This window comes from Nostoc sp., from assembly GCF_036919675.1.
Lineage (GTDB): Bacteria > Cyanobacteriota > Cyanobacteriia > Cyanobacteriales > Nostocaceae > Nostoc.
Window position 1 is genome coordinate 104,846 of the sequence record NZ_JBALCP010000030.1, and the last position, 19,274, is coordinate 124,119.

At 42.1% G+C, this 19,274-nt stretch carries 15 protein-coding genes and 1 pseudogene; 6 read left to right on the plus strand and 10 right to left on the minus strand.

Features of this window, described 5'->3' with window-relative positions; genetic code table 11:
* The first annotated feature begins 95 nt into the window (after positions 1 to 95).
* Positions 96 to 773: a cob(I)yrinic acid a,c-diamide adenosyltransferase gene (gene cobO / locus V7K49_RS04880; RefSeq protein WP_335204724.1), complete on the plus strand. Its 678-nt coding sequence runs from the start codon at positions 96 to 98 to the stop codon at positions 771 to 773.
* An 8-nt stretch (positions 774 to 781) separates the two neighbouring features.
* Here cobO and V7K49_RS04885 read toward each other — a convergent pair whose 3' ends face one another.
* The 4 genes from V7K49_RS04885 to V7K49_RS04900 all read right to left on the minus strand — a co-directional run bounded on the left by V7K49_RS04885 (position 782) and on the right by V7K49_RS04900 (position 6,178).
* Positions 782 to 1,483: a hypothetical protein gene (locus tag V7K49_RS04885; RefSeq protein WP_335204725.1), complete on the minus strand. Its 702-nt coding sequence runs from the start codon at positions 1,481 to 1,483 to the stop codon at positions 782 to 784.
* A 279-nt stretch (positions 1,484 to 1,762) separates the two neighbouring features.
* The gene (locus V7K49_RS04890) at positions 1,763 to 2,746 is read right to left on the minus strand and encodes an RNA polymerase sigma factor, RpoD/SigA family (RefSeq protein ID WP_334864783.1); all 984 of its coding nucleotides are present in this window, start codon (positions 2,744 to 2,746) and stop codon (positions 1,763 to 1,765) included.
* A gap of 630 nt (positions 2,747 to 3,376) precedes the next feature.
* A complete protein-coding gene (locus V7K49_RS04895) occupies positions 3,377 to 5,107 on the minus strand; it encodes an ATP-binding protein (protein WP_335204726.1) in 1,731 nt (576 codons plus the stop codon).
* A 276-nt stretch (positions 5,108 to 5,383) separates the two neighbouring features.
* Positions 5,384 to 6,178, minus strand: coding sequence for a glutathione S-transferase family protein (locus V7K49_RS04900; RefSeq protein ID WP_273769465.1), 795 nt, complete (start codon positions 6,176 to 6,178; stop codon positions 5,384 to 5,386).
* Positions 6,179 to 7,176: 998 nt separating this feature from the next.
* Between V7K49_RS04900 and V7K49_RS04905 the strand changes: the two genes are divergently transcribed.
* The gene (locus V7K49_RS04905; protein WP_335204727.1) at positions 7,177 to 8,034 is read left to right on the plus strand and encodes a fasciclin domain-containing protein; all 858 of its coding nucleotides are present in this window, start codon (positions 7,177 to 7,179) and stop codon (positions 8,032 to 8,034) included.
* A gap of 820 nt (positions 8,035 to 8,854) precedes the next feature.
* Here V7K49_RS04905 and V7K49_RS04910 read toward each other — a convergent pair.
* From V7K49_RS04910 to hemL, 3 genes are all read right to left on the minus strand, one after another.
* Positions 8,855 to 9,061: a hypothetical protein gene (locus tag V7K49_RS04910; protein ID WP_335204728.1), complete on the minus strand. Its 207-nt coding sequence runs from the start codon at positions 9,059 to 9,061 to the stop codon at positions 8,855 to 8,857.
* Positions 9,062 to 9,194: 133 nt separating this feature from the next.
* Positions 9,195 to 10,103, minus strand: a complete 909-nt coding sequence (locus V7K49_RS04915) for a polysaccharide deacetylase family protein (protein ID WP_334864774.1) — start codon at positions 10,101 to 10,103, stop codon at positions 9,195 to 9,197.
* A gap of 629 nt (positions 10,104 to 10,732) precedes the next feature.
* The gene (gene hemL, locus V7K49_RS04920; protein WP_334864772.1) at positions 10,733 to 12,031 is read right to left on the minus strand and encodes a glutamate-1-semialdehyde 2,1-aminomutase; all 1,299 of its coding nucleotides are present in this window, start codon (positions 12,029 to 12,031) and stop codon (positions 10,733 to 10,735) included.
* 105 nt (positions 12,032 to 12,136) lie between these two features.
* Here hemL and V7K49_RS04925 point away from each other — a divergent pair, with 105 nt between their 5' ends.
* Together V7K49_RS04925 and hisIE are read left to right on the plus strand one after the other, a co-directional pair.
* Positions 12,137 to 12,331, plus strand: coding sequence for a ChaB family protein (locus V7K49_RS04925; RefSeq protein ID WP_273769461.1), 195 nt, complete (start codon positions 12,137 to 12,139; stop codon positions 12,329 to 12,331).
* Positions 12,332 to 12,426: 95 nt separating this feature from the next.
* Positions 12,427 to 13,077, plus strand: a complete 651-nt coding sequence (gene hisIE, locus V7K49_RS04930; RefSeq protein ID WP_335204729.1) for a bifunctional phosphoribosyl-AMP cyclohydrolase/phosphoribosyl-ATP diphosphatase HisIE — start codon at positions 12,427 to 12,429, stop codon at positions 13,075 to 13,077.
* Between the two features lie 121 nt (positions 13,078 to 13,198).
* Here hisIE and V7K49_RS04935 read toward each other — a convergent pair whose 3' ends face one another.
* Both V7K49_RS04935 and V7K49_RS04940 read right to left on the minus strand, forming a co-directional pair.
* The gene (locus tag V7K49_RS04935; RefSeq protein ID WP_335204730.1) at positions 13,199 to 13,993 is read right to left on the minus strand and encodes a phosphotransferase family protein; all 795 of its coding nucleotides are present in this window, start codon (positions 13,991 to 13,993) and stop codon (positions 13,199 to 13,201) included.
* A gap of 261 nt (positions 13,994 to 14,254) precedes the next feature.
* Positions 14,255 to 15,511 (minus strand): MDR family MFS transporter, encoded by a 1,257-nt coding sequence (locus tag V7K49_RS04940; protein WP_335204731.1) that lies wholly within the window; start codon positions 15,509 to 15,511, stop codon positions 14,255 to 14,257.
* Between the two features lie 488 nt (positions 15,512 to 15,999).
* On the opposite strand from V7K49_RS04940, the pseudogene V7K49_RS04945 reads away from it, so the two are divergent.
* Positions 16,000 to 16,191 (plus strand): annotated as a pseudogene (locus tag V7K49_RS04945) (DUF2811 domain-containing protein); the annotation flags it as partial.
* A gap of 829 nt (positions 16,192 to 17,020) precedes the next feature.
* Here V7K49_RS04945 and V7K49_RS04950 read toward each other — a convergent pair.
* Positions 17,021 to 17,740 carry a response regulator transcription factor gene (locus V7K49_RS04950; protein ID WP_334872043.1) on the minus strand — a complete coding sequence of 240 codons (720 nt, stop codon included), beginning with the start codon at positions 17,738 to 17,740 and terminating at the stop codon, positions 17,021 to 17,023.
* 646 nt (positions 17,741 to 18,386) lie between these two features.
* Here V7K49_RS04950 and V7K49_RS04955 point away from each other — a divergent pair.
* Positions 18,387 to 19,013 (plus strand): CPP1-like family protein, encoded by a 627-nt coding sequence (locus V7K49_RS04955; protein ID WP_334872045.1) that lies wholly within the window; start codon positions 18,387 to 18,389, stop codon positions 19,011 to 19,013.
* Positions 19,014 to 19,274: the final 261 nt, after the last annotated feature.

Here is a 19,274-nt window from a genome sequence, read left to right on the forward strand (position 1 = left end):
GACATATTCAATTATGTGATTTACTTAGAATCAAATTTTAAACAGAATTTCGGATCATTGTCAAAAGTTTTAACAGTTATTTCTAAACAAGGTTGATGAAAAACGATACACCACAAGAATTAAACCAAGACCCAGAAATTGGGCGCTTGATTGATCAGGTAATGTCTTCATCTCTGACTGATGAACAGTACCGCAAAAAGATGCAGCGGCGTAAGGAAGTGCAGGATCAGCGGATAGCACAAGCTGTACCAGAAAAAGGGTTAATTATTGTAAATACTGGTAACGGTAAGGGTAAAACTACTGCGGCTTTGGGGATGGTGTTACGATCGCTTGGTCACGGGTATAAAGTAGCGATCGTCCAATTTCTTAAGGGAAGCTGGGAACCTTCTGAAAAAAGGGTTTTCAGTTATTGGGAAGACCAGTTAGAATTTCATGCAATGGGCGAAGGCTTTACCTGGGAAACTCAAGACCGCGATCGCGACCTCGATAAAGCTAGCGCCGCTTGGCAAAAATCATTAGAATATATTCGCAGCCCAGACTTCCATTTGGTGTTGTTAGATGAAATTAATATTGCCCTCAAAATGGCTTATTTACCATTAGAGGACGTTTTAGCGGGTTTGGCAGAAAAACCAGCTAACAAGCACGTTATTCTCACAGGTAGAGGCGCACCAGCTGGTTTAATTGAGCGTGCTGACCTGGTAACCGAAATGACCCTAGTTAAGCACCCTTTCCGCGATCAAGGCGTTAAGGCGCAACCAGGAATTGAGTATTAAGTTGGAGATTATTTACACATTTGTAATGTGCGGCGATCGCTAGCTGTGATGGAATTTAACTGATAAAAGTCTTGCAGAGCCACCGAGTAAGGATAATTGCTGAACTCATCTTCACTGACTTGAGGCAGTTTACTGCTTGCAGCTACCTGATTCGACTGAGTAGAACTGGCTTCATTTGACGAACCATTAACCGTCATCGCCAACTCTCCTGACTGGTTGAGTGTACCCTGAAAACAATTAAACTCTGAGTCGGGCATATACAATGCACCAGTTACCTTGCCCTGCTGCTTTTCAAATATGATGTAACCTTGACCAAGCTGGTTTGGTTTTGGGGATTGGCCATAGAGATAAATCCCATCTTTTACAGGAAAATTCGCTTTTGGTAAAACTTCTGCGCCTTTTGTCGCTTCCTGAGAACCTGGAACCAATGCTGTGGTTGTGGGGAAGGTTTTTCCGCTCTTATGCATAAAAAAATCTCTCTCTCCAGCAGCCCCTTTTAGTTGACTTCTCTGCTCTCTAACTATTCTTAGTTGCGACAATAGAGAGGTTTGGGAGCTTTTCTGAATCTGAGCCGATGATAATGGCGAATCTCTAATCGGTACTAGTTGAGTCTGCTTGCCTATAAAGCCCAAACCGAGAAGTAAGCCTAAGCCTGCTAGGGAAATTCCCCACTGACGGGGAGATAAGAACTGATAAAGGTTGTTAAGCACCCTACTTCTCCTGTTAAAAAACTAACTAAGTTCTCTATAACTTACTTAAATCATAACCAAGTTTTAATTGTCAAAGACTTTGTTAACGACTTATATTACTATTGTCTATTGTCCAAAAAATAAAACTGTCAAAAACGAAAGTTTTTATTTAATTAACTGTGCCCCTACCGCGTCAAATCCAAATATTTTCCTGGTTGTCAGCATAAAAAAATCGCCCCCTGAATTCAAGAGGCGCGTCACCAAGGTGGTGTAGAGACGCGAAATCCCGCGTCTCTAGTTCTAGCTAGCAACGTATTCTTGGACATTGGCCCGACGGCGACGCAGATGAGCCAAAGCCTGATGCTCTAACTGGCGGACACGTTCACGGCTGAGATTCAATCTCTCACCCACTTTCGCCAATGACATTTCATTACCATCTTCTAAACCAAAGCGTAGGGCTAAAACTTCTCGCTGTTGCGGGGTTAGTTCTGCTAGCAGGTTGTTCAAGTCTTGGCGTAAGAATTCCTGGTTGGTGTAATACTCTGGCGATGGGCCGCCATCTTCGAGCATTTCTTGCAACTCAGTATCCTGGTTATCGCCAACTTTAACATCCAAAGACACTGGTTGACGGGCCATGTTCAGATACTCACGGATCTGAGCAGGTTCTAGTTCCAATTCTTTGGCAATTTCGGCTGGAGTAGGCGATCGCCCCAAGGTTTGAGCCAACTCACGCTGTACTTTCTTGATTTTATTCAGTTTCTCGGTAATGTGGATCGGTAACCGAATGGTGCGACCTTGTTGAGCGATCGCCCGGGTAATCGCTTGGCGAATCCACCAGTAAGCGTAAGTCGAGAACTTATAACCCCTCATTGGGTCAAATTTCTCTACACCCCTCTCTAATCCTAGTGTTCCTTCCTGAATTAAATCCAGAAACTCCATATTCCGCTTTTGGTACTTCTTGGCAATAGCAACGACCAAGCGCAAATTCGCTTCGATCATTTTTTGCTTTGCCCGCTTACCTTGCGCCACCGTTTGTTGTACCTCAGTTTCCGATTCTTGAACCTGGTCAGCCCACTCTGACATATTCGGTTCCCGGTGCAGCTTCTTCGCCAAAGCTTCCTTGGCGTCGATCAACTTCATCATTTGTTGCACCTGCTTCCCATAGACAATTTCTTGTTCACGGGTTAGCAGTGGTACACGCCCAATTTCCCGCAGATAGGTTCGCACCATATCAGCCGTGAATTTGGTGTTAAGATTTTCCGTTTGGGTGTTGACAGTAGGCATTCGTGTGTTATCCTCTACTCCGTAAACACAATGTATGTTTTTTTACTAAAATTGACTGGAGAAAGGTAGTACATCTATCACGAAATATCGGGAGCTACCAAAAGCAATTATCAATCGATACAGCCGTTGTTAAGACGGCAAGCCCCCAATGATAGGTTCCCCTACCTCCCCTAAATTTTCAATCTCTTATAATAAGCACGCTAGTCGTTTTTGAGAATTCTTCTTTTGGGCAGTTACTGACAGGAACTGGAAAATCCGAAGTCGGTATGAGTTTTACTTACCTTTATAATACGATAAATCAGGCGAATAGTAAAGTATCTTAAGATAAAGCGTCTAATTATAATTCAAAAGCAGTCGTTTGCGAAAATAAATTTTAAAGTTCCTTGAAATTACTTACTATATCTATAGTGACGCCAAAAACCCCTCTTCTGTTGCCAAACAGTAGCCGGATAACCGAACTTAATTGGCTGTGAGGATGGAGGGATGTTACGAATTGGAGCACTTGTACTGAGCATCTCGACTTCGCTCGATGGAGCCGGCGTCGTTGGCGCAGCCTCTCGTAGAGAAGTATTGGGCATTGGAAGAGAATAACTCAAGACTAATGACCAATGAGCAATGGCAAATAACTATCTAGAATCCCAGGTCAGCTTTGGCTAGTTCAGCAGCGGCAAAGACTTCTGCGTCAGGTTTTTCTTCCCAGGCTGGCTCACCAATTTCTTCGTAAAAAGTTGCGTCGTAAGGACGGGTACGCACTACTACCGGCATCGGAACGGCATGACCCAAAATTAAGGCTTGTTGCTTAGAGTCTAACTTTGCCAACACCGATCGCAGCCCACTACCACCAGACACACCTGTAAAAATTGCGTCAATGTCTTTTTCATCATTAAGCAAAGCAGTAATGCGAGTCCCAATCTGGGACATAACTTCATTATCTATTCCTGATGGGCGTTGATCAACTACCAAAAGTGTGACAAAATACTTCCGTAGTTCACGGGCGATGGTTCCAAAAATCGTGCTTTGTACCACTCCTGGGTCAAGGAAACGATGCGCCTCTTCAATGGTAATCATCAATGGCGTCGGGCGATCGCAAGGATTTTTGCTTTGCAGGAATTTATCTGCTTTTTTGACGTAATGCTCGTGAATCCGTCTGGTGATCATATTCGTCACCAACATATAAGAGAGCATATTTGACTGGGAACCAAATTCTATCACAACATTCTTCCCAGATTCCAGGCATTGCACAATTTTACTAATATAATTCTGAGGGCAAACCGCTCGCATATACTTCAAACTATCCATCCGCAAGAGTTTGCGCTGCAATGCCATAATCGAGCCTTTGTGTCCGCGCTTCTCGTCGCAGAACATCTCAATTTCTTCGTTAGTCATATTCAGCAACTGGACAATCCAGGACTTGCCAAACTCGCTATATAGAATATTGGCGTTATCCAGGGCTGCATCAGAGAGTCCTAAATCTCGACTACATAACTTAATATCTTCAACTTCTATTTGCTCATAGCTCAAATAAAGTTCTTGAGCATCACGCACACCCCGACGCTTTGTCGATTCCGGATCGAGGGTGTAAACTTCCACCTGACTGGGAAAAAGTTGCTTTAGACCCTTAACAGTATTTACGTTCTTACCTTCTGCAACGGCTTCCCAGCCATACTCAGAGTGCATATCAAAAATCAAGTTTACTGCCGCACTTTTACGGATAACACCAGCTAAAAGTAGCCGTGTTAAAAAGGATTTACCAGTACCAGATTTCCCAAAAACCCCATTACTGCGTTCCACAAAGCGATTCAAATCGATGCAAACTGGCACATCCATATCCAAAGGTTTCCCGATGGAAAAATTGCGCCTTTGGGGGTCATCTTCCCAACCAAATACCCGGCGAAAATCGTCAATACTTGCTTCGTAAACTTGACTAAAGTGGCTAGGAATAGTTTTAACAGGCAACAATTCCATAGTAGTACTGGTTTGTGGCACAAATGAAGCCAAACCCGTCACCGATGGAAGAAAGGGATTTACTGATTTGCCATTTGTGGGGGAGAAAGATTCTTCAGTTTCGGGAGTGAACATCAACATCGGCGCCAGGTTAATAGTACCGTATGTACCACTTCCGGCTAAAACATCTCGTAAAAAAGTGTCTTCCCAATTGGGCGGATTAGCAATAATTCGTGCATTAGCAGCTCCCAACGCTACATCTGTCAGCATACAAAAAAAGCGCGATCGCATCCCTTGCACAACAAGAAACTTACCCACCCGCATATCTTCCACAGAAATGTCAGGATGCAATCGTACTTCTAAACCTTCAGTTAGAGAACCTTGAATAACCGAACCTAATGGCTGTACCGAATTCATCTAGTTAATTACATGATTGTGGTGCGCTATCTTATGTTGAATTTTAATTGCATAGGGCAAAAGTTGCGAATAAATTAGGACTCATTCAATTTTAGATTTTAGATTTTTTCTTCAATCCCTTCGGCTTGGTGCAGTCACTCATGGGGGAAGACTGCGCTGCTTCACCAAAATCCAAGTTGCGCTTCTAGCGCACCAAAGGTGCGACCTAAAATCTAAAATTGGCAGAGTTTGGAGTGCTGAGTGTGAGGGAATAACTAATGCCCAATGCCCAATTACTTAATCAATCTGAATCGAAGTTGGCGCGCTTCCCGTTGGTGGAGTGGTAATGATTAATGGTTTGCGGAATTGGGCATAAAGGCGATCGCGCCAGGTGAAGAATGGTTGATAATCTATATTCTCTGCAAAGATTGGCAATCCTTTACCTCTAATAGAAGCTGGTAAATCCAGATAGGGTCCAGAGGGGAACTTGAGCAATATTGATAAGCTAGCTACTGCCAAGTCAGCTAAAGTCGGCTCATCTCCTGTTAAATAAGGACTATCTGCCAATAATAACGTTACCGCTTCCAAGTCTTGTTTTAAGGATGCGATCGCTGACTGGATTACATCTGGGCTATAACCTACCCCAACACCCAACAGTGTCAGGAAGTCACTAGGTACTCCTTGAACCAGACTTTTAAATATATCTGGTGTTGAGGTTGGTAATAAAGACTTGCGGAAATTTTGATCTTGACTTAATGCAGCAAATAGTGCTTTGCGACCTTTGATACCTATGGACTCATCAGCCCATTCTTCTATTAATAAAGTTAAACCCCGTTTTTTGGGATCTTGCGGTATTATTGGGCGATCGGGATATTCTAAGTCTAAATACTTAGCTATTTTTGTAGAATCCGCAATATATTTATTGCGATCCTTTAATACTGGGACTTGTTTCTGACCAGTCAGCCGGAACAGTTCTACTTGTCCAATTCCAGGTGTAACCTCTATTTTGCGGTAATCTAGTCCTTTAAAATCTAGAATTAGGCGCACTTTCTCTGAGTATTGAGAGAGTTCCCATTGGTATAATTCAAGCATATTGTATACCTTGTAACTGGTCAACTTTTTAACTTTACAATTGTAATTGTATCTTTAGTTAAAGTAATTTTTCTTGACATTAGGATTGAACTTATAAGTGGTTACGCAAAATTATTTATGTGATTGCGGGTGAAATTAAATGTATATTTAATTTTGTACTACTATTTACCTGATTTTTGGCAAGATTATCGATTTAAAAAATATTATTTTCTGAATGATTAAAACATCAAATAATTAAATAATTTAATTCGGCATACATAAATCAACCTAACCGCTCAGTCGTGATCCCAATTTCATGTGAAGATGCATAGGAGATCCATACTCACAACTCCTGCTCTACAAAGATTTTATAGTTTGATATTCTGTACAAGCTCACAAAGAATTAGTATGAGTCTTCAGCAGTTACTTTAATTTCCGTCACTTTTAGCCTACGTTAAAATATCTAGTACACTATGGCTATGGCGTCAGTTTGCCTAGCTTTAACAAGGGATTTTGCCCCAAGTCTTGTTAATTGAGATGGTAACTGAATTTGAGCCAAGCTGTACTAGGTACTTAATTTCTCTACTTTTGCTGAGTAATCAATGATTAATTTCGACATTATAGCCTTATCCGATAAAGAGTTCCGGATTTTTGAATCAACTATTAAATTGCGTACAACTTTGTATATAAATTTGCTTTTAAGGAGACTATTTCTCAGAGGATGTTGTAACTCATAACTTGTAAATATGATATTTTTCCACGTTCTTAGAGTTTACGCTACACCAAGTAAGGCTTTTTAACTCCTTTTGGTGTAATGCAGAAAATCTGCTCAATCTACATGAAATATATGGTAAGTATATTTAGTACTTGTCAAGCGTGAGTCGAGGTTGGATATTTAACCTAATCAACACAACCTCTCCTGCAGAAAAATCTTACTTCCCTCTCAAGTTAGATTTTGTGCATAGCAAAATGTTATAAATCTTTATGTAATGTATAGACAAAAAAGACAAACAAAATTTATGAAGACGAATTACAGCAAATTGCTGACCGCGTTGACAGGCATAGCAGGATTCACTAGTTTCAGCCTTCTTATTACTTTACCATCTGATGCGAAATTGGCGCTAAATCCTAACCCTAGTATTTTCAACGAAGCCCAATATAACCAGGGTCAACGCCTTCAAGTAAACGCTCAATACACACCTGCTGAGGCTGCTTCCGAAACAGAGAAAGGCAATACCAAACGCAAACAAGTAGCGCAGACAAGTGGTGTAACAAATCCCAAACCAAGTATTTTCAACGAGCCTCCCTATAACCGTGGTGGTAACGCTACACCTAGTGAACCTACACCCCGCACCCCGCGCACTATCCCAGAAACTCAACCTACCACACCACCAACACAAGTACCATCTACTGAGACACCTACTCCAACTCCACCAGGACCAGGGGCAAGTGACAATCAAGGCAAAAACTTGTTAGCGTTGGCAGAGTCAAACGCTTCTTTTACGACCTTAACCAAGGCTTTGAAAGCAGCAGGATTGACCGGAGCTTTGCAAGGCAAAGATAACTTAACTATTTTTGCACCCACTGATGCAGCTTTTGCTAAGTTGCCACCAGATGCCTTGCAAGAATTGTTAAAGCCAGGTAACAAAGAAGTATTGATGAAGATTTTAACTTACCATGTAGTACCTGGTAAGATATTGTCCGCTGATTTAAAGTCTGGCGAAGTTAAAAGCCTTGAAGGCGGCATAATCAACGTTAAGGTTGATCCTGCTACCGGTGTAACTGTCAATGATGCTAAAGTGACACAGGCAGATATCACAGGCACTAACGGTGTAATCCACGCAATTGATCAGGTGATTTTGCCTCCTGACTTGTAATTTTTAAGTACAAGTACAGCCAGTAACAGAACTAGGCTAGCATCAAGTATTAATACGTAAAAATTCCGTTCAGATGTTAATTTTGAACGGTTTTTTTGTAAGAAAGGTGAGTTAAATTAATAACCCCGCCTACCTAACTTTTCACGGGATATAGAAAACCTCACTTCCATTCCTCTCACCTTGTAGAGAAGCAGGGCTGTTTCATTTGAGAAGGTAGGGATTTTGTCAACAGCATCGGCGAGAAATTTAGGGAAGTAGCAAAAAGATAAATTACCGTCTCAACAAGCAAATTTAAGTGCGTTGGCGTTGGCGTAGCCTGTGGTAGAGAAGCATCTTATATCGTTGGCATCGCCATTCTATTGTCCAATCAGATTTTTTAATCACCTGATTTTTTGACTTAGACGCTTGTAAATCAGAGTTTTTGGGGAATGAAACAGCCCTGCTTGTAGGGAAAGGGCTTAGGGGGTTAGGTTTATCGTTGGTTTTTCTCCATGCCGTGAAAAGTCAGCCCCGCCTACAAGTTCGTGCAATATAGAATATAGTTCGGATAAGATTTGATACCCCCTACTTTTCCCTTAAAAAAGGCTTTCAAAGGTAAGTTTTTTAGTCCCACACAAGGAATTTTAACGAAACCAGATAATAGTTTATCGTTCAGCTAGGTTCTTAGCCAGTTAAAACCTCAAAGCAGCAAGTGACTACAATTGGCTGAGTCCCGAATCTAAATCACTGAGGTATAGGCAGACTACCTTGTAGTATCATCTGACTTGCCCTAGCTTGACAGCTGGCGCAGGCACAGCCAAACATCTGCATGGCAAGCTGTTTATACTCTTTCATTAACACGTATTGATGGGTATTGGGGATATTCTTGTGAAATAGGTGCAGCAACAGTCTGTGTGTCAGTGGGCGTTAAGGTAGGATTGGCTAAATCTTGAGGAGAAAGCTTCTTAGCAAAAGCTGGATTGACAGTTAGTAATGTTAAAGCCAAAAAGCTTGAGCCGCAAAGCAAAGACATGACAATTTTATTCATGATTTCCCTGAGTGGTAGACCTTATTATTAGTTGAGTTTAGACAAAAAACCTACAAATCGCCAGAAAAATTAAACTTGTTTTTAGTTGCCAAGTGGCGATTGATAGAGCCACTGATTTCTATCGAAATAACAATTACTTTTTGTTTGCAATCAGCCTTTGATCTTTATCTTGCATTTCTAAAAGTTCAGGGATAGTAACAAACCTATAGCCCTGTTTCCGAAAGTTTGCAATAATTTCTGGTAAAGCTTGCACAGTTTTAGAGCGATTACCACCACCATCATGCATCAGCACAATCCCACCTGGTTTGGCCTTCCTGAATACATTATTAATTAATTTTGGTACAGCAGGACGTGAGTAGTCTACAGAGTCAGATGACCAGAGAATGATGGCATATTTGCTATTTCTAGCGTAATCAGCCACCCCATTGTGCATGATTCCCCCTGGTGGTCGAAACAAATTTGTTTTAATCCCTGTCACTTGATAAATCAGGTCTGCTGTGTGGACAATTTCATATGCAGCTGCTTGTGGATTCAAGAATTGATACCAATGATGCCAAGTATGGTTGCCAATTACGTGACCTTCAGCAATCTCCTGCTTTACTAAGCCTGGATAATTCTTCACGTTTTGCCCAATGAGGAAAAATGTCCCTTTGATCTGATTTTTTTTGAGAATATCCAGTACTTGCGCGGTACTCTCAGGCCATGGCCCATCATCAAAGGTGAGAGCAATTACTTTCTGTTCGGGAGTAAGTTTTGCCGAGTCAACTATTGCTCCTTGAAAGCGTTGTGGCACAGCATAGGAGAAACCCTTTATTTGTACTAATTGCTGCCAACTGTTAAGCATCGTCGCTTTTAGTTCTTCAATCTGCTGCTGAGTTCCAACCTTGACTGGTAGATTGTTTACATTTATATTCTTTGTACTTTCAGCCTCAGAGGAGCTTGATTTGATAAGCATCATCGTGCCAGCACTCAAACCAGCACTCAAGACAAGCAACGTAATTAAGATTTTTTGCAGACCAAAAAATGACTTATTTTCCTCCACTTCATAGCTCCTTCAAGGGTCGAACCATCTTTTTTTTTACAATACTTCTGGCAGTTTTTTATCCTCTGGTAAGCCTTGCCATGCAAGCTACAGCATAATTGGTATATTTTTTAAAGTTAGCTTCAACCCTGACTCTGAAAAAATGCCTTACTCTACGGATAATCTAAGTATTTATAAGCAAAACCCTTACCATAAAAGTAAGAGCCTTCTTACGCGTTAATTTTTGTAGACTATGGGGTATGAGGGGAATTTCAAGAACTGTAAAAGGCAATTAATCCTGCCTTGTTAACATGAATATACTTATGTAGGTTTAATATTGCATACCGTATTGACAAAGCCATTGCGAAATTATGACGAAGATATGACCTTACTTGAGTGATGACGGCACAGGGCAGACTCGTTAAAAAATTTATTTGATCCCCGACGGCGCAAGATGAGTGAATACCATTGACTGCTGAAAGTTCTGCAAATAAAGCTTTAGAGTGAGTCACAGAATCTCCCACACTTATTTTTGTCTAACTCGCTTAAAAAAGCGATTTCCAATAATTCATCCATTTTGTGGGATGGGCAAGATGCCCATCCCACAAGAGGTCACTGCATACTTTTTTATTTGGAAATTCCTTAACAGGTTACAGGCTCGACATTACATCCCGTGCTGCTGCTAAAGTCTGATCAATATCCTCTTCGGTGTGAGCAAAAGACGTAAACCCAGCTTCAAACTGAGAGGGTGCTAAGTAAACACCATGCTCTAACATACCACGATGAAAGCGTCCGAATTTGGCTGTATCAGACTTTTTCGCATCTTCGTAGTTATGAACTGGGCCAGAGGTAAAGAATAAACCGAACATCGCGCTGATTTGACCGCTGCAAGCCGCATGACCATTTTCTTTGGCAATTTGCAGCAAACCATCTGCTAGCTTTTTAGTAATCCGGTCAAGATACTCGTAAGTACCAGGCTTTTGCAGCAGTTCTAAAGTCTTAATGCCAGCAGTCATCGCCAGGGGATTACCTGAAAGAGTTCCAGCTTGATATACAGGACCAGCGGGCGCAACCATTGACATAATATCCCGGCGACCACCATAGGCTCCTACTGGCAAACCACCACCAATCACCTTACCCAAGGTTGTTAAATCGGGAGTGACGCCAAATTTTTCCTGAGCGCCACCGTAAGCAATGCGGAAGCCTGTCATCACCTCGTCAAATACCAATAAGGCTCCATGCTCGTGAGTCAGTTCCCGTAATCCTTCTAGGAAGCCAGCATCAGGTGCAATAAACCCAGCATTGCCGACGACTGGCTCAAGAATGACACCAGCAATCTCGTCGCGGTTTTCTTCAAACAAGGCTTTAACTGCTTCTAGGTCATTGAAAGGCGCGGTTAGAGTGGTGCTAGTTGCCGATTTAGGAACTCCTGGTGAGTCTGGCAAGCCAAGTGTGGCAACCCCAGAACCTGCCTTCACTAGAAACGTATCGGCGTGTCCGTGGTAGCAGCCTTCAAACTTGATGATTTTGTCTCGGTTGGTGAAAGCCCGCATTAGCCGCAAAACTCCCATACAGGCTTCAGTTCCAGAGTTGACAAATCTGACCATTTCGATACTAGGAACAGCATTGATGACCATTTCTGCCAAAACATTTTCTAGTACTGAGGGAGCACCGAAACTTGTGCCTTTTTCTAAAGCTTCATGCAACGCTGCAATTACTTCTGGATGAGCATGACCGCAAATAGCTGGCCCCCAGGTGCCTACATAGTCTATGTATTGGTTGCCATCTACATCCCAAATGTATGCGCCTTTAACACGCTCAAAAACGATGGGTTGTCCGCCTACAGATTTAAAGGCACGAACTGGAGAACTGACTCCTCCTGGCATGAGGTTTTGAGCAGCGGCAAAGACTTCTTGTGATTTTGTTGTTTTAATTGTGGTATTTACCAAGGTTCTCTCCTAACAGTGGGCAATAAAAAGCTCTATCTTAGGATAGTGTCAAAAACTGCTTAGAATTTCTATCCTATAAAATTAGCTGAACAGAAAAATAATAATATGTTATACAAGTCGAATAAAGATTTGCCTTTAGATGTTCAAACTCGATTATCTGAAGCATACCAGGATCTTTACCGAGCAGCTTTTAACTCGGCGATCCATTGGTATGGCGAAGCCTCAAAAGCTCACAAAGTCGCGTTGAGTGCTGTAAAGATGCAGTCTGCTATGGAACGGAATGCTCTTGTTGAAAGCTAGACAAGATAGTTCAATTCAAAAAAACATGCCAGCTGCCCTATTCAGAATGGTATCGTGAATCCATGAATTATTCTAATTAGAGCAAACTAGCTGGTATGTCTTCTAACGATTCGCGATCGCTGCATTACGCCATCCCTACTGAGGAAATTCGCTACGATGAACGCGGTCTAGTACCTGCAATTGTCCAAGATTATTTGGATGGTACTGTTCTGATGATGGCGTGGATGAATCAGGAGTCGTTACAAAAGACTTTGGAAACTGAAGAAACCTGGTTTTGGAGCCGTTCCCGGCAAGAATTGTGGCACAAAGGGGCGACTTCTGGACATATTCAGAAAGTCCAAAGTATCCGTTATGACTGTGATAGTGATGCGGTACTCATAGGAGTAGAGCAATTAGGAGATGTTGCCTGCCATACTGGAGAACGCAGTTGTTTTCACCAAATAGAAGGGAAAATTGCCCCACCACCAGGAGATACATTGTCGCAATTGTTTCAAATAATATGCGATCGCCGCGACAATCCTACTGAAAGTTCTTATACCTGTAAGTTATTAGCAGGTGGTGATAACAAAATTTTGAAAAAGATCGGTGAGGAAACCGCTGAGGTGGTAATGGCCTTTAAGGATGATGAAGCAGATGCGATCGCAGGTGAAGTAGCTGATTTGCTTTATCATACTTTGGTTGCCTTAGCTCACCATCAAGTTGATTTAAAATCTGTGTATCGCAAGCTCCAAGAACGTCGTCAATAAAGAATGTAGGCAAATGACAGTAAAATAAGCGAGCAGAGGAAGTAGATAAAAAACTTGATTCCCTAGCTTTGCCAGTTGCCAGACTTAAATAAGCGTGCCTTTTGTTATTGACTATGGCGAGTTAACTTAGGCGTGTACCTACAGGTTGAACCTCTCTGGCCAAACCAATATGTGCCAACAACAATGATGTATGGTTAAACTTTATCCCAGCTAAAGCCCACTGAAGTTCAAGTGTCCCCACCCAGAAACGCGCCCGATCAATGACATCCAGTAACATGGGATAGCCGCTTTCCATACGCCGCACAATACTTTCTCCGTAATTACTAAGTTGCACGGCAATATCGCAAGCTGGGTCGCCTAAACCAGCCGTGCCAAAATCAATAAGACCGCTGATGCTCTCTGAGATGGGGTCAAATAGAATGTGATACACTGGCTTGTCGCCGTCGATAAGTACGGGTGTATAGCTCAGGTCGAGTTCACCTGTAATTACGGGCGCAAAATGTTCGTGTATCCAAGTTTGCTGATGACGCCACAGGTGAGGGAAGAGAGTTTCCTGAACTTGCTCATACAACTGCAACCAATCTTCACGGGAACGCTCTGCACTAGAAGATGACACCCCAGTATTAACTAAAACTTCATTTGGGATGCTGTGTAATTGTTGGTGAAATCTAGCTAGTTGGGAGATGATACGCGCTTGTGAGGCTTCACTGAGCTTCAGCAGAGTATTACGGGATAGTGGTTCACCTTTAATCAATTTGTAGGTGGCAAAGCCTTGTTCCAGGTGTTGAAAGTGCGGAACTCGCAGTTCAACATACTTTTGCACTACTTCCAACACCTTAACTTCATGGGAAAGTACCTGTTTTCCCCAGTCATCTTTGGCAAAGCGACATACAAGCTCATGATTAACAATTACCACATCTTAACCATCCCATCTTGATTAAAGTCAAGATGGTCAACAGAGATATTGGGATAGACAGCACGAATTCTTTCGAGATCCGAGGAAGGAATATTCATAGTAAATCCAGACACAATCACAACAAACAAAAACCAAAATTTATCGGACTTTTAGCCCGATCGCAGCGACTTATAATTATTTGCCTGTTTGTTGTATCAACGGACCACTGTGATTTCACTCCTGAGAAAATTGCTAAATGTGAGCATAACACCATTTTGGTGATTAATCAGCCCAAATTCGATTCAAGTACTGTAAAATTACCACGACGATCGCCACACTCAAAGAAAAGCCTAGCCAGAAACTATCAGTAATAATTCGCGGTTGATCTAATGCCCATCCACCCAAGGGATGACCAATAAAATAGCCAACACCCCAGGAGACAGCGTTGATGGAGAAATAAACGCCGCGTTGATTTTCAGGGGCTAACTCAGTAACTAAAGAGGCAGCAGATGGGGTATAAGAAACAATGGCAACAGCAAATACTCCCAATGCCAATGCTACCCAAACCAGATTATGAGATGGGGCAGTACCGCTTACCCAAATCAGGCCAAAACCAATTGCCCACAAAATAGCAGACACAGTAAGTGCAAGTGTATGAGAACAGCGTTTTAAGGCACTAGTAACAGGCAATTGACAAATGATCGCTAGCACCAGATGCCAAGCAAATAAAATGCTAATCGTAGTTTGAGCAAATCCTTCGGTAGTACTTTTGATCACAAAGTTTTTGAAGTAAAGCGGGAGGGTGCTATGGATTTGAGAAATATAGATTGTGAAGAATATATTAACTGCTATGTAGACAAGAAAGCGGCGATCGCTTAATACTGTCATCCAAGAAGCAAAATATTGTGTCTTTTCAGATTCCCCCATCTGCTGTTGTTCTGTTTGATTAATTCCCACATAGACAACCCCAAAAAATACCATAAAAGAGATGGCATCAATGACAAATAGCCAGCGATAACTGCCAATTATCGCGATTAAAAACCCAGCAAGCACAATTCCGATAGCTAACCCAAGATTATCTGCTAGTCGGGCGATCGCAAAAGTTTCCCGGCGATTGTCAATCTGGCTGGCGTCAGCAACAACAGCTTCAGCCGCCGGCCAATAAAAACCTATCCCTAAACCGCTAATCAAGCTACCAATTACCAAAATAGTAAAATTACTGGTTGCAGCTAAAACTAAAGAACCAATGGCTGAAATCGCCGTCGCTAGCAATAAAGTGCGGCGGCGTCCCCATTCTCCAGAATCAGCCAAGGAACCACCTACAATCCGCCCGACAATGCCGGAAATCGAGGCGCTACCCAAGGCTACCCCGACACTGGTTGCAGATAAACCAACTTGATTGACAAAAAATATCGGGGCGTAAAACAGGGTAAACCCAGTGCCGACTTCCGAGAGGAATCTACCAATTGCGAAAATCCATATCTGGGGATGTATCGAGGGCAGCCACGATGATAGCTGAGATTGAGAAGTTAATTTCATGAGCTTAAATGTCATAGTTTTGTGACATTTTGGTAATTCTTATCATTTGCGGCAATTTTCCTGACTCATTCCACAGGGTTTCCACAGGGATTTTAGCAGTTTTCCACAGGTACTCTACGAGCTAATAGGCTTCTTGCCGTCTTGCTGGGGATTATTAATTAAGTGTGGCAAGGAACTTCAAGGACTGAGTTTTTGTAAAGTAAAGTAACAAAAAATCGGCTCTAAAGCTGACTATTCCGTTCGTATTTATTTTTTATACAATCGTTTTTAACATTTCGCAGCATTGACAAACCCACCCCCTCTTAGCGCACAATGATTCGGCTTGCTTTTGTAGTCCGTTCAACCGTTGGGATCAAATGTGTAAAATATATTACCACCAGATGTAGGCGCAGATTGTCGGGCTAGCGAAAGAGCGTGTGAGGTAGCTTTAGGCCGTTTCACCGCAAGCAACTTGTCCCTCTTGATTGTCCTCATAGGAGGAAAATCTCATGAAAGCAACGGTTAGCATCTTTACAGAAATTCCCGAGACACTCCACGAATCCTTAAAAAACTACTTAGAAACCCATCCCGATTGGGATGAAAACAGGGTATTGACGGCGGCGTTATCATTATTTTTACTCCAAAATGGAGATAGCGATCGCCGTGCTGCCCGAGTCTATCTGGAAACTTTGTTTCACCACTCACCAGTAGAAATACTCAGTATCGATTCACCTGCAACCGCTAATCTACTAGACACCCCATAGGTACTGGTATAAAGGGCGTTATTCTGGCTCATGCCCTAATAAAGGCACGCAAACCGTGCCCCATCAATGAGATTTTGACCCAATAGCGATCAAGCATATCGGGGTAATATTACAACAAAAAAGATCAGTAGATTCTGATCCTTAAAAAGGTTCCAATAGTTTCTCCTATTGCTAAAACTAATTGGTAATAGCGCAAGATTTAGAATTGAGGCAAGACTTGAGTATATTAGCTAACCGTTAGTACTTATTATCTAACGGTTTTCTTTTGGATACAAACACGTTCGTAGGGGCGCATAGCTATCATTGGTGTCAACTTAAGATGAAAGTCTGCCTAGAACAAGCTTTTAGAGATTGTCTCGTTCCCAGTCGGAGACTGGGAATGCCTGATGTGAGGCTCCGCCTCCCTTACTCGCGGCAGAGCCGCAATTGAAGAGCATTTCCAGCCTCTGGCTGGAAACAAGGTTTTAAACGGGTTTGGGCTTAAGTTGACACGTATGATAGGTATGCGCCCCTACGGACTCCAACCTAAGCACCGTTATATCTACCAAAACGGTCAAATGCAAAGAAATATTTTCCAGTGGACTCTCTCACCTGTCCACTGTCTTAAACAGATAAAGAAATATCTCAAATAACGGACTGGTCTGTATTTGAGGAATATCTACTTATTTTGATTGTCTAAATTTGTCTTTTACTAAAGTCAAAGAAATTCACTAATTTCTCCCCCAAGAGTCAACAGTCAAGAGTTAAAAAACTCTAGACTATAAACTCAGGACTTGGCTTCCAAGTGCTGGGGGTGAGGAGGAGATTCAAACTTATACCCTACACCACGTACAGTTTGAATTAATGCTGGCTGACTAGCATCAATTTCAATCTTTTTGCGAATTTGGCCGATATGTACATCTACAACCCGCTGGTCGCCGACATATTCATAGTCCCACACCTCTTGGATTAATTCTGCACGCCGCCAAACTCGACCTGGATGACTGGCTAAAAAATGCAACAAGTCAAATTCCAGAGCAGTTAAGGGTACTGGTTGGTTATTAAGTGCCACTTCTCGTCGCACCGGATCAATCATCAGTTTTTCAAATACCAAGCGTTTCTGCTCGGCATTAGTTATCACTCGTTGACGCCTCAAAATAGCTCCGACTCTGACTTCTAGCTCTCCTAGTCCAAAAGGCTTGGTGAGATAGTCGTCAGCACCTTTAGAAAAGCCGCGAATTTTGTCAGCTTCGTCAGCACGGCTAGTCAACATCAGAACAAAAACACCATTACGACTTTGCATCTCTTGGCAGAGGTTAAACCCAGTTACATCTGGTAAATTAACATCCAGAATTACCAAATCCGGGTTAAATTGCTCAAAGAGAGATAAGGCTGTCTTTCCATCTTCGGCAGCCTCTACCTGATAGTTCTGCTTAATCAAAAAGCGTTGGATTAAATTCCGAACCGCAGGGTCGTCGTCAACTACAAGAATCTTGGCAGGAGCCATGACCATTACTTTGCACAAATATACGTAAGATTAACAAGAGAGTTGCGTAAAAACGCAGTTGCCACTTTCGGACTAAGTAAGAATCTACATGGCTACGGCATTATAATCCTGATCATTCAAAAATAAATACTCTAATCAGGATTGTGGGCGATGAGAACGCGAAACTTGTGTTAGTCACAGTATGGCGCTCTGAACTTTAGCCGCAACAGTTCTTGACACCAAGACACCTTCTTGATCCCAGTTAGGTGGTAACTTAAAACGTTTCAATTTTAAATCGATATTGTGGATATATACCACAAGCGATTATTCAGTATAATTAAAAAAACTCTATTAGGGCACAGTAAGTTGCCAAATCTGAAAGAGTAAAGTTGATTTTTTCATAAAAACTATGTGTTTTAGGTACTCTCCGTTCAAATTCTAGATTAGAGCCAGAACTGGGCAACGACATGAGGGTATACACGGAGTTATAGCGATATGTTAAAGTGACTATAATTAGAAATTACAAAGTCAATCAAACTAACCCGTGCTACTATCCTGGTAGGACACAAAATAGGTCGAGACTTTAGTTTCGATTAAAACAAAACCTAAAGCCGTTTTTTCTTCGACAAAAGACTGCCGCTGACTAAGGCTGAAGTAACAAACTCCCATGAGCGATCAAAATCCCTACGAAAAACTTGGGGTATCAGAAGAGGCTAGCTTCGATGAAATTCAGGATGCTCGTAATCGCCTATTCGAGCAGCATAATGGCGATGCCAAGCATTTAGAAGTAATTGAAGCAGCTTACGATGCGATTTTAATGGATCGCTTACGGATGCGCCAGGAAGGTAAAATCAAAGTCCCTGAACGTATCCGGTTTCCAGAGTTGCGAGTGCAATCGCCTCCTAAAGAAAGTCCAACCCCTCGTGAGCAGTCACCTGCATGGCTGCAACGAATGCTGGATCAGCCAACGCCTGCGGATATACTCTTACCAGGAGCTTGGTTTCTTGGTTTGAGTTCTATTAGTGTGTTTTACCCAGAGGGAGGCGATCAGGTTTTGCAGTTAGCTTTGGTGGTTGGGGTAGGCACCAGTATTTACTTTCTCAATCGCAAGGAAGGTAAATTTGGCCGAGCAGTTTTGTTCACCCTGGTCAGTTTAATAATTGGCTTAATCGCTGGGGGACTAGTTGCTAGCTGGCTCTTACCACAAATATCATTTATCAGTCTGGGAACGAATCAGTTCTCTACTGTAGTGACCTTTATATTGTTGTGGTTGGTTAGTAGCTTTCTCCGCTAAACTGCTACCTGCAAGCAAATTTCTATAAAGAAGACGTGGTTTATGTGTGTTCTTCTTAAATAAGAAAGTCAGGAGTCAGCATACCTATTCTGACTCCTATTTTAATTTGCAACCTGAATGCTGATTAACGTGAGTTCGACGGGTGACATCAATCGAATCAAAAGACCTCTAATACCAAGTTGCAATAGATAGTATTATTTAATGGAAGTAAAATTGGTGTACAGTGATGCCTCGGACTCGGATTAAGATCATTCCTCACCT

What these genes read in the sequence shown, in the direction of transcription:
- V7K49_RS04905 (WP_335204727.1), top strand. Translation starts at nt 7,177, where the DNA reads ATGAAGACGAATTACAGCAAATTGCTGACCGCGTTGACAGGCATAGCA.
- V7K49_RS04895 (WP_335204726.1), bottom strand. Translation starts at nt 5,107, where the DNA reads ATGAATTCGGTACAGCCATTAGGTTCGGTTATTCAAGGTTCTCTAACT.
- V7K49_RS04900 (WP_273769465.1), bottom strand. Translation starts at nt 6,178, where the DNA reads ATGCTTGAATTATACCAATGGGAACTCTCTCAATACTCAGAGAAAGTG.
- cobO (WP_335204724.1), top strand. Translation starts at nt 96, where the DNA reads ATGAAAAACGATACACCACAAGAATTAAACCAAGACCCAGAAATTGGG.
- V7K49_RS04890 (WP_334864783.1), bottom strand. Translation starts at nt 2,746, where the DNA reads ATGCCTACTGTCAACACCCAAACGGAAAATCTTAACACCAAATTCACG.
- V7K49_RS04955 (WP_334872045.1), top strand. Translation starts at nt 18,387, where the DNA reads ATGAGCGATCAAAATCCCTACGAAAAACTTGGGGTATCAGAAGAGGCT.
- V7K49_RS04910 (WP_335204728.1), bottom strand. Translation starts at nt 9,061, where the DNA reads ATGAATAAAATTGTCATGTCTTTGCTTTGCGGCTCAAGCTTTTTGGCT.
- V7K49_RS04925 (WP_273769461.1), top strand. Translation starts at nt 12,137, where the DNA reads ATGTTATACAAGTCGAATAAAGATTTGCCTTTAGATGTTCAAACTCGA.
- hisIE (WP_335204729.1), top strand. Translation starts at nt 12,427, where the DNA reads ATGTCTTCTAACGATTCGCGATCGCTGCATTACGCCATCCCTACTGAG.
- V7K49_RS04940 (WP_335204731.1), bottom strand. Translation starts at nt 15,511, where the DNA reads ATGAAATTAACTTCTCAATCTCAGCTATCATCGTGGCTGCCCTCGATA.
- V7K49_RS04950 (WP_334872043.1), bottom strand. Translation starts at nt 17,740, where the DNA reads ATGGCTCCTGCCAAGATTCTTGTAGTTGACGACGACCCTGCGGTTCGG.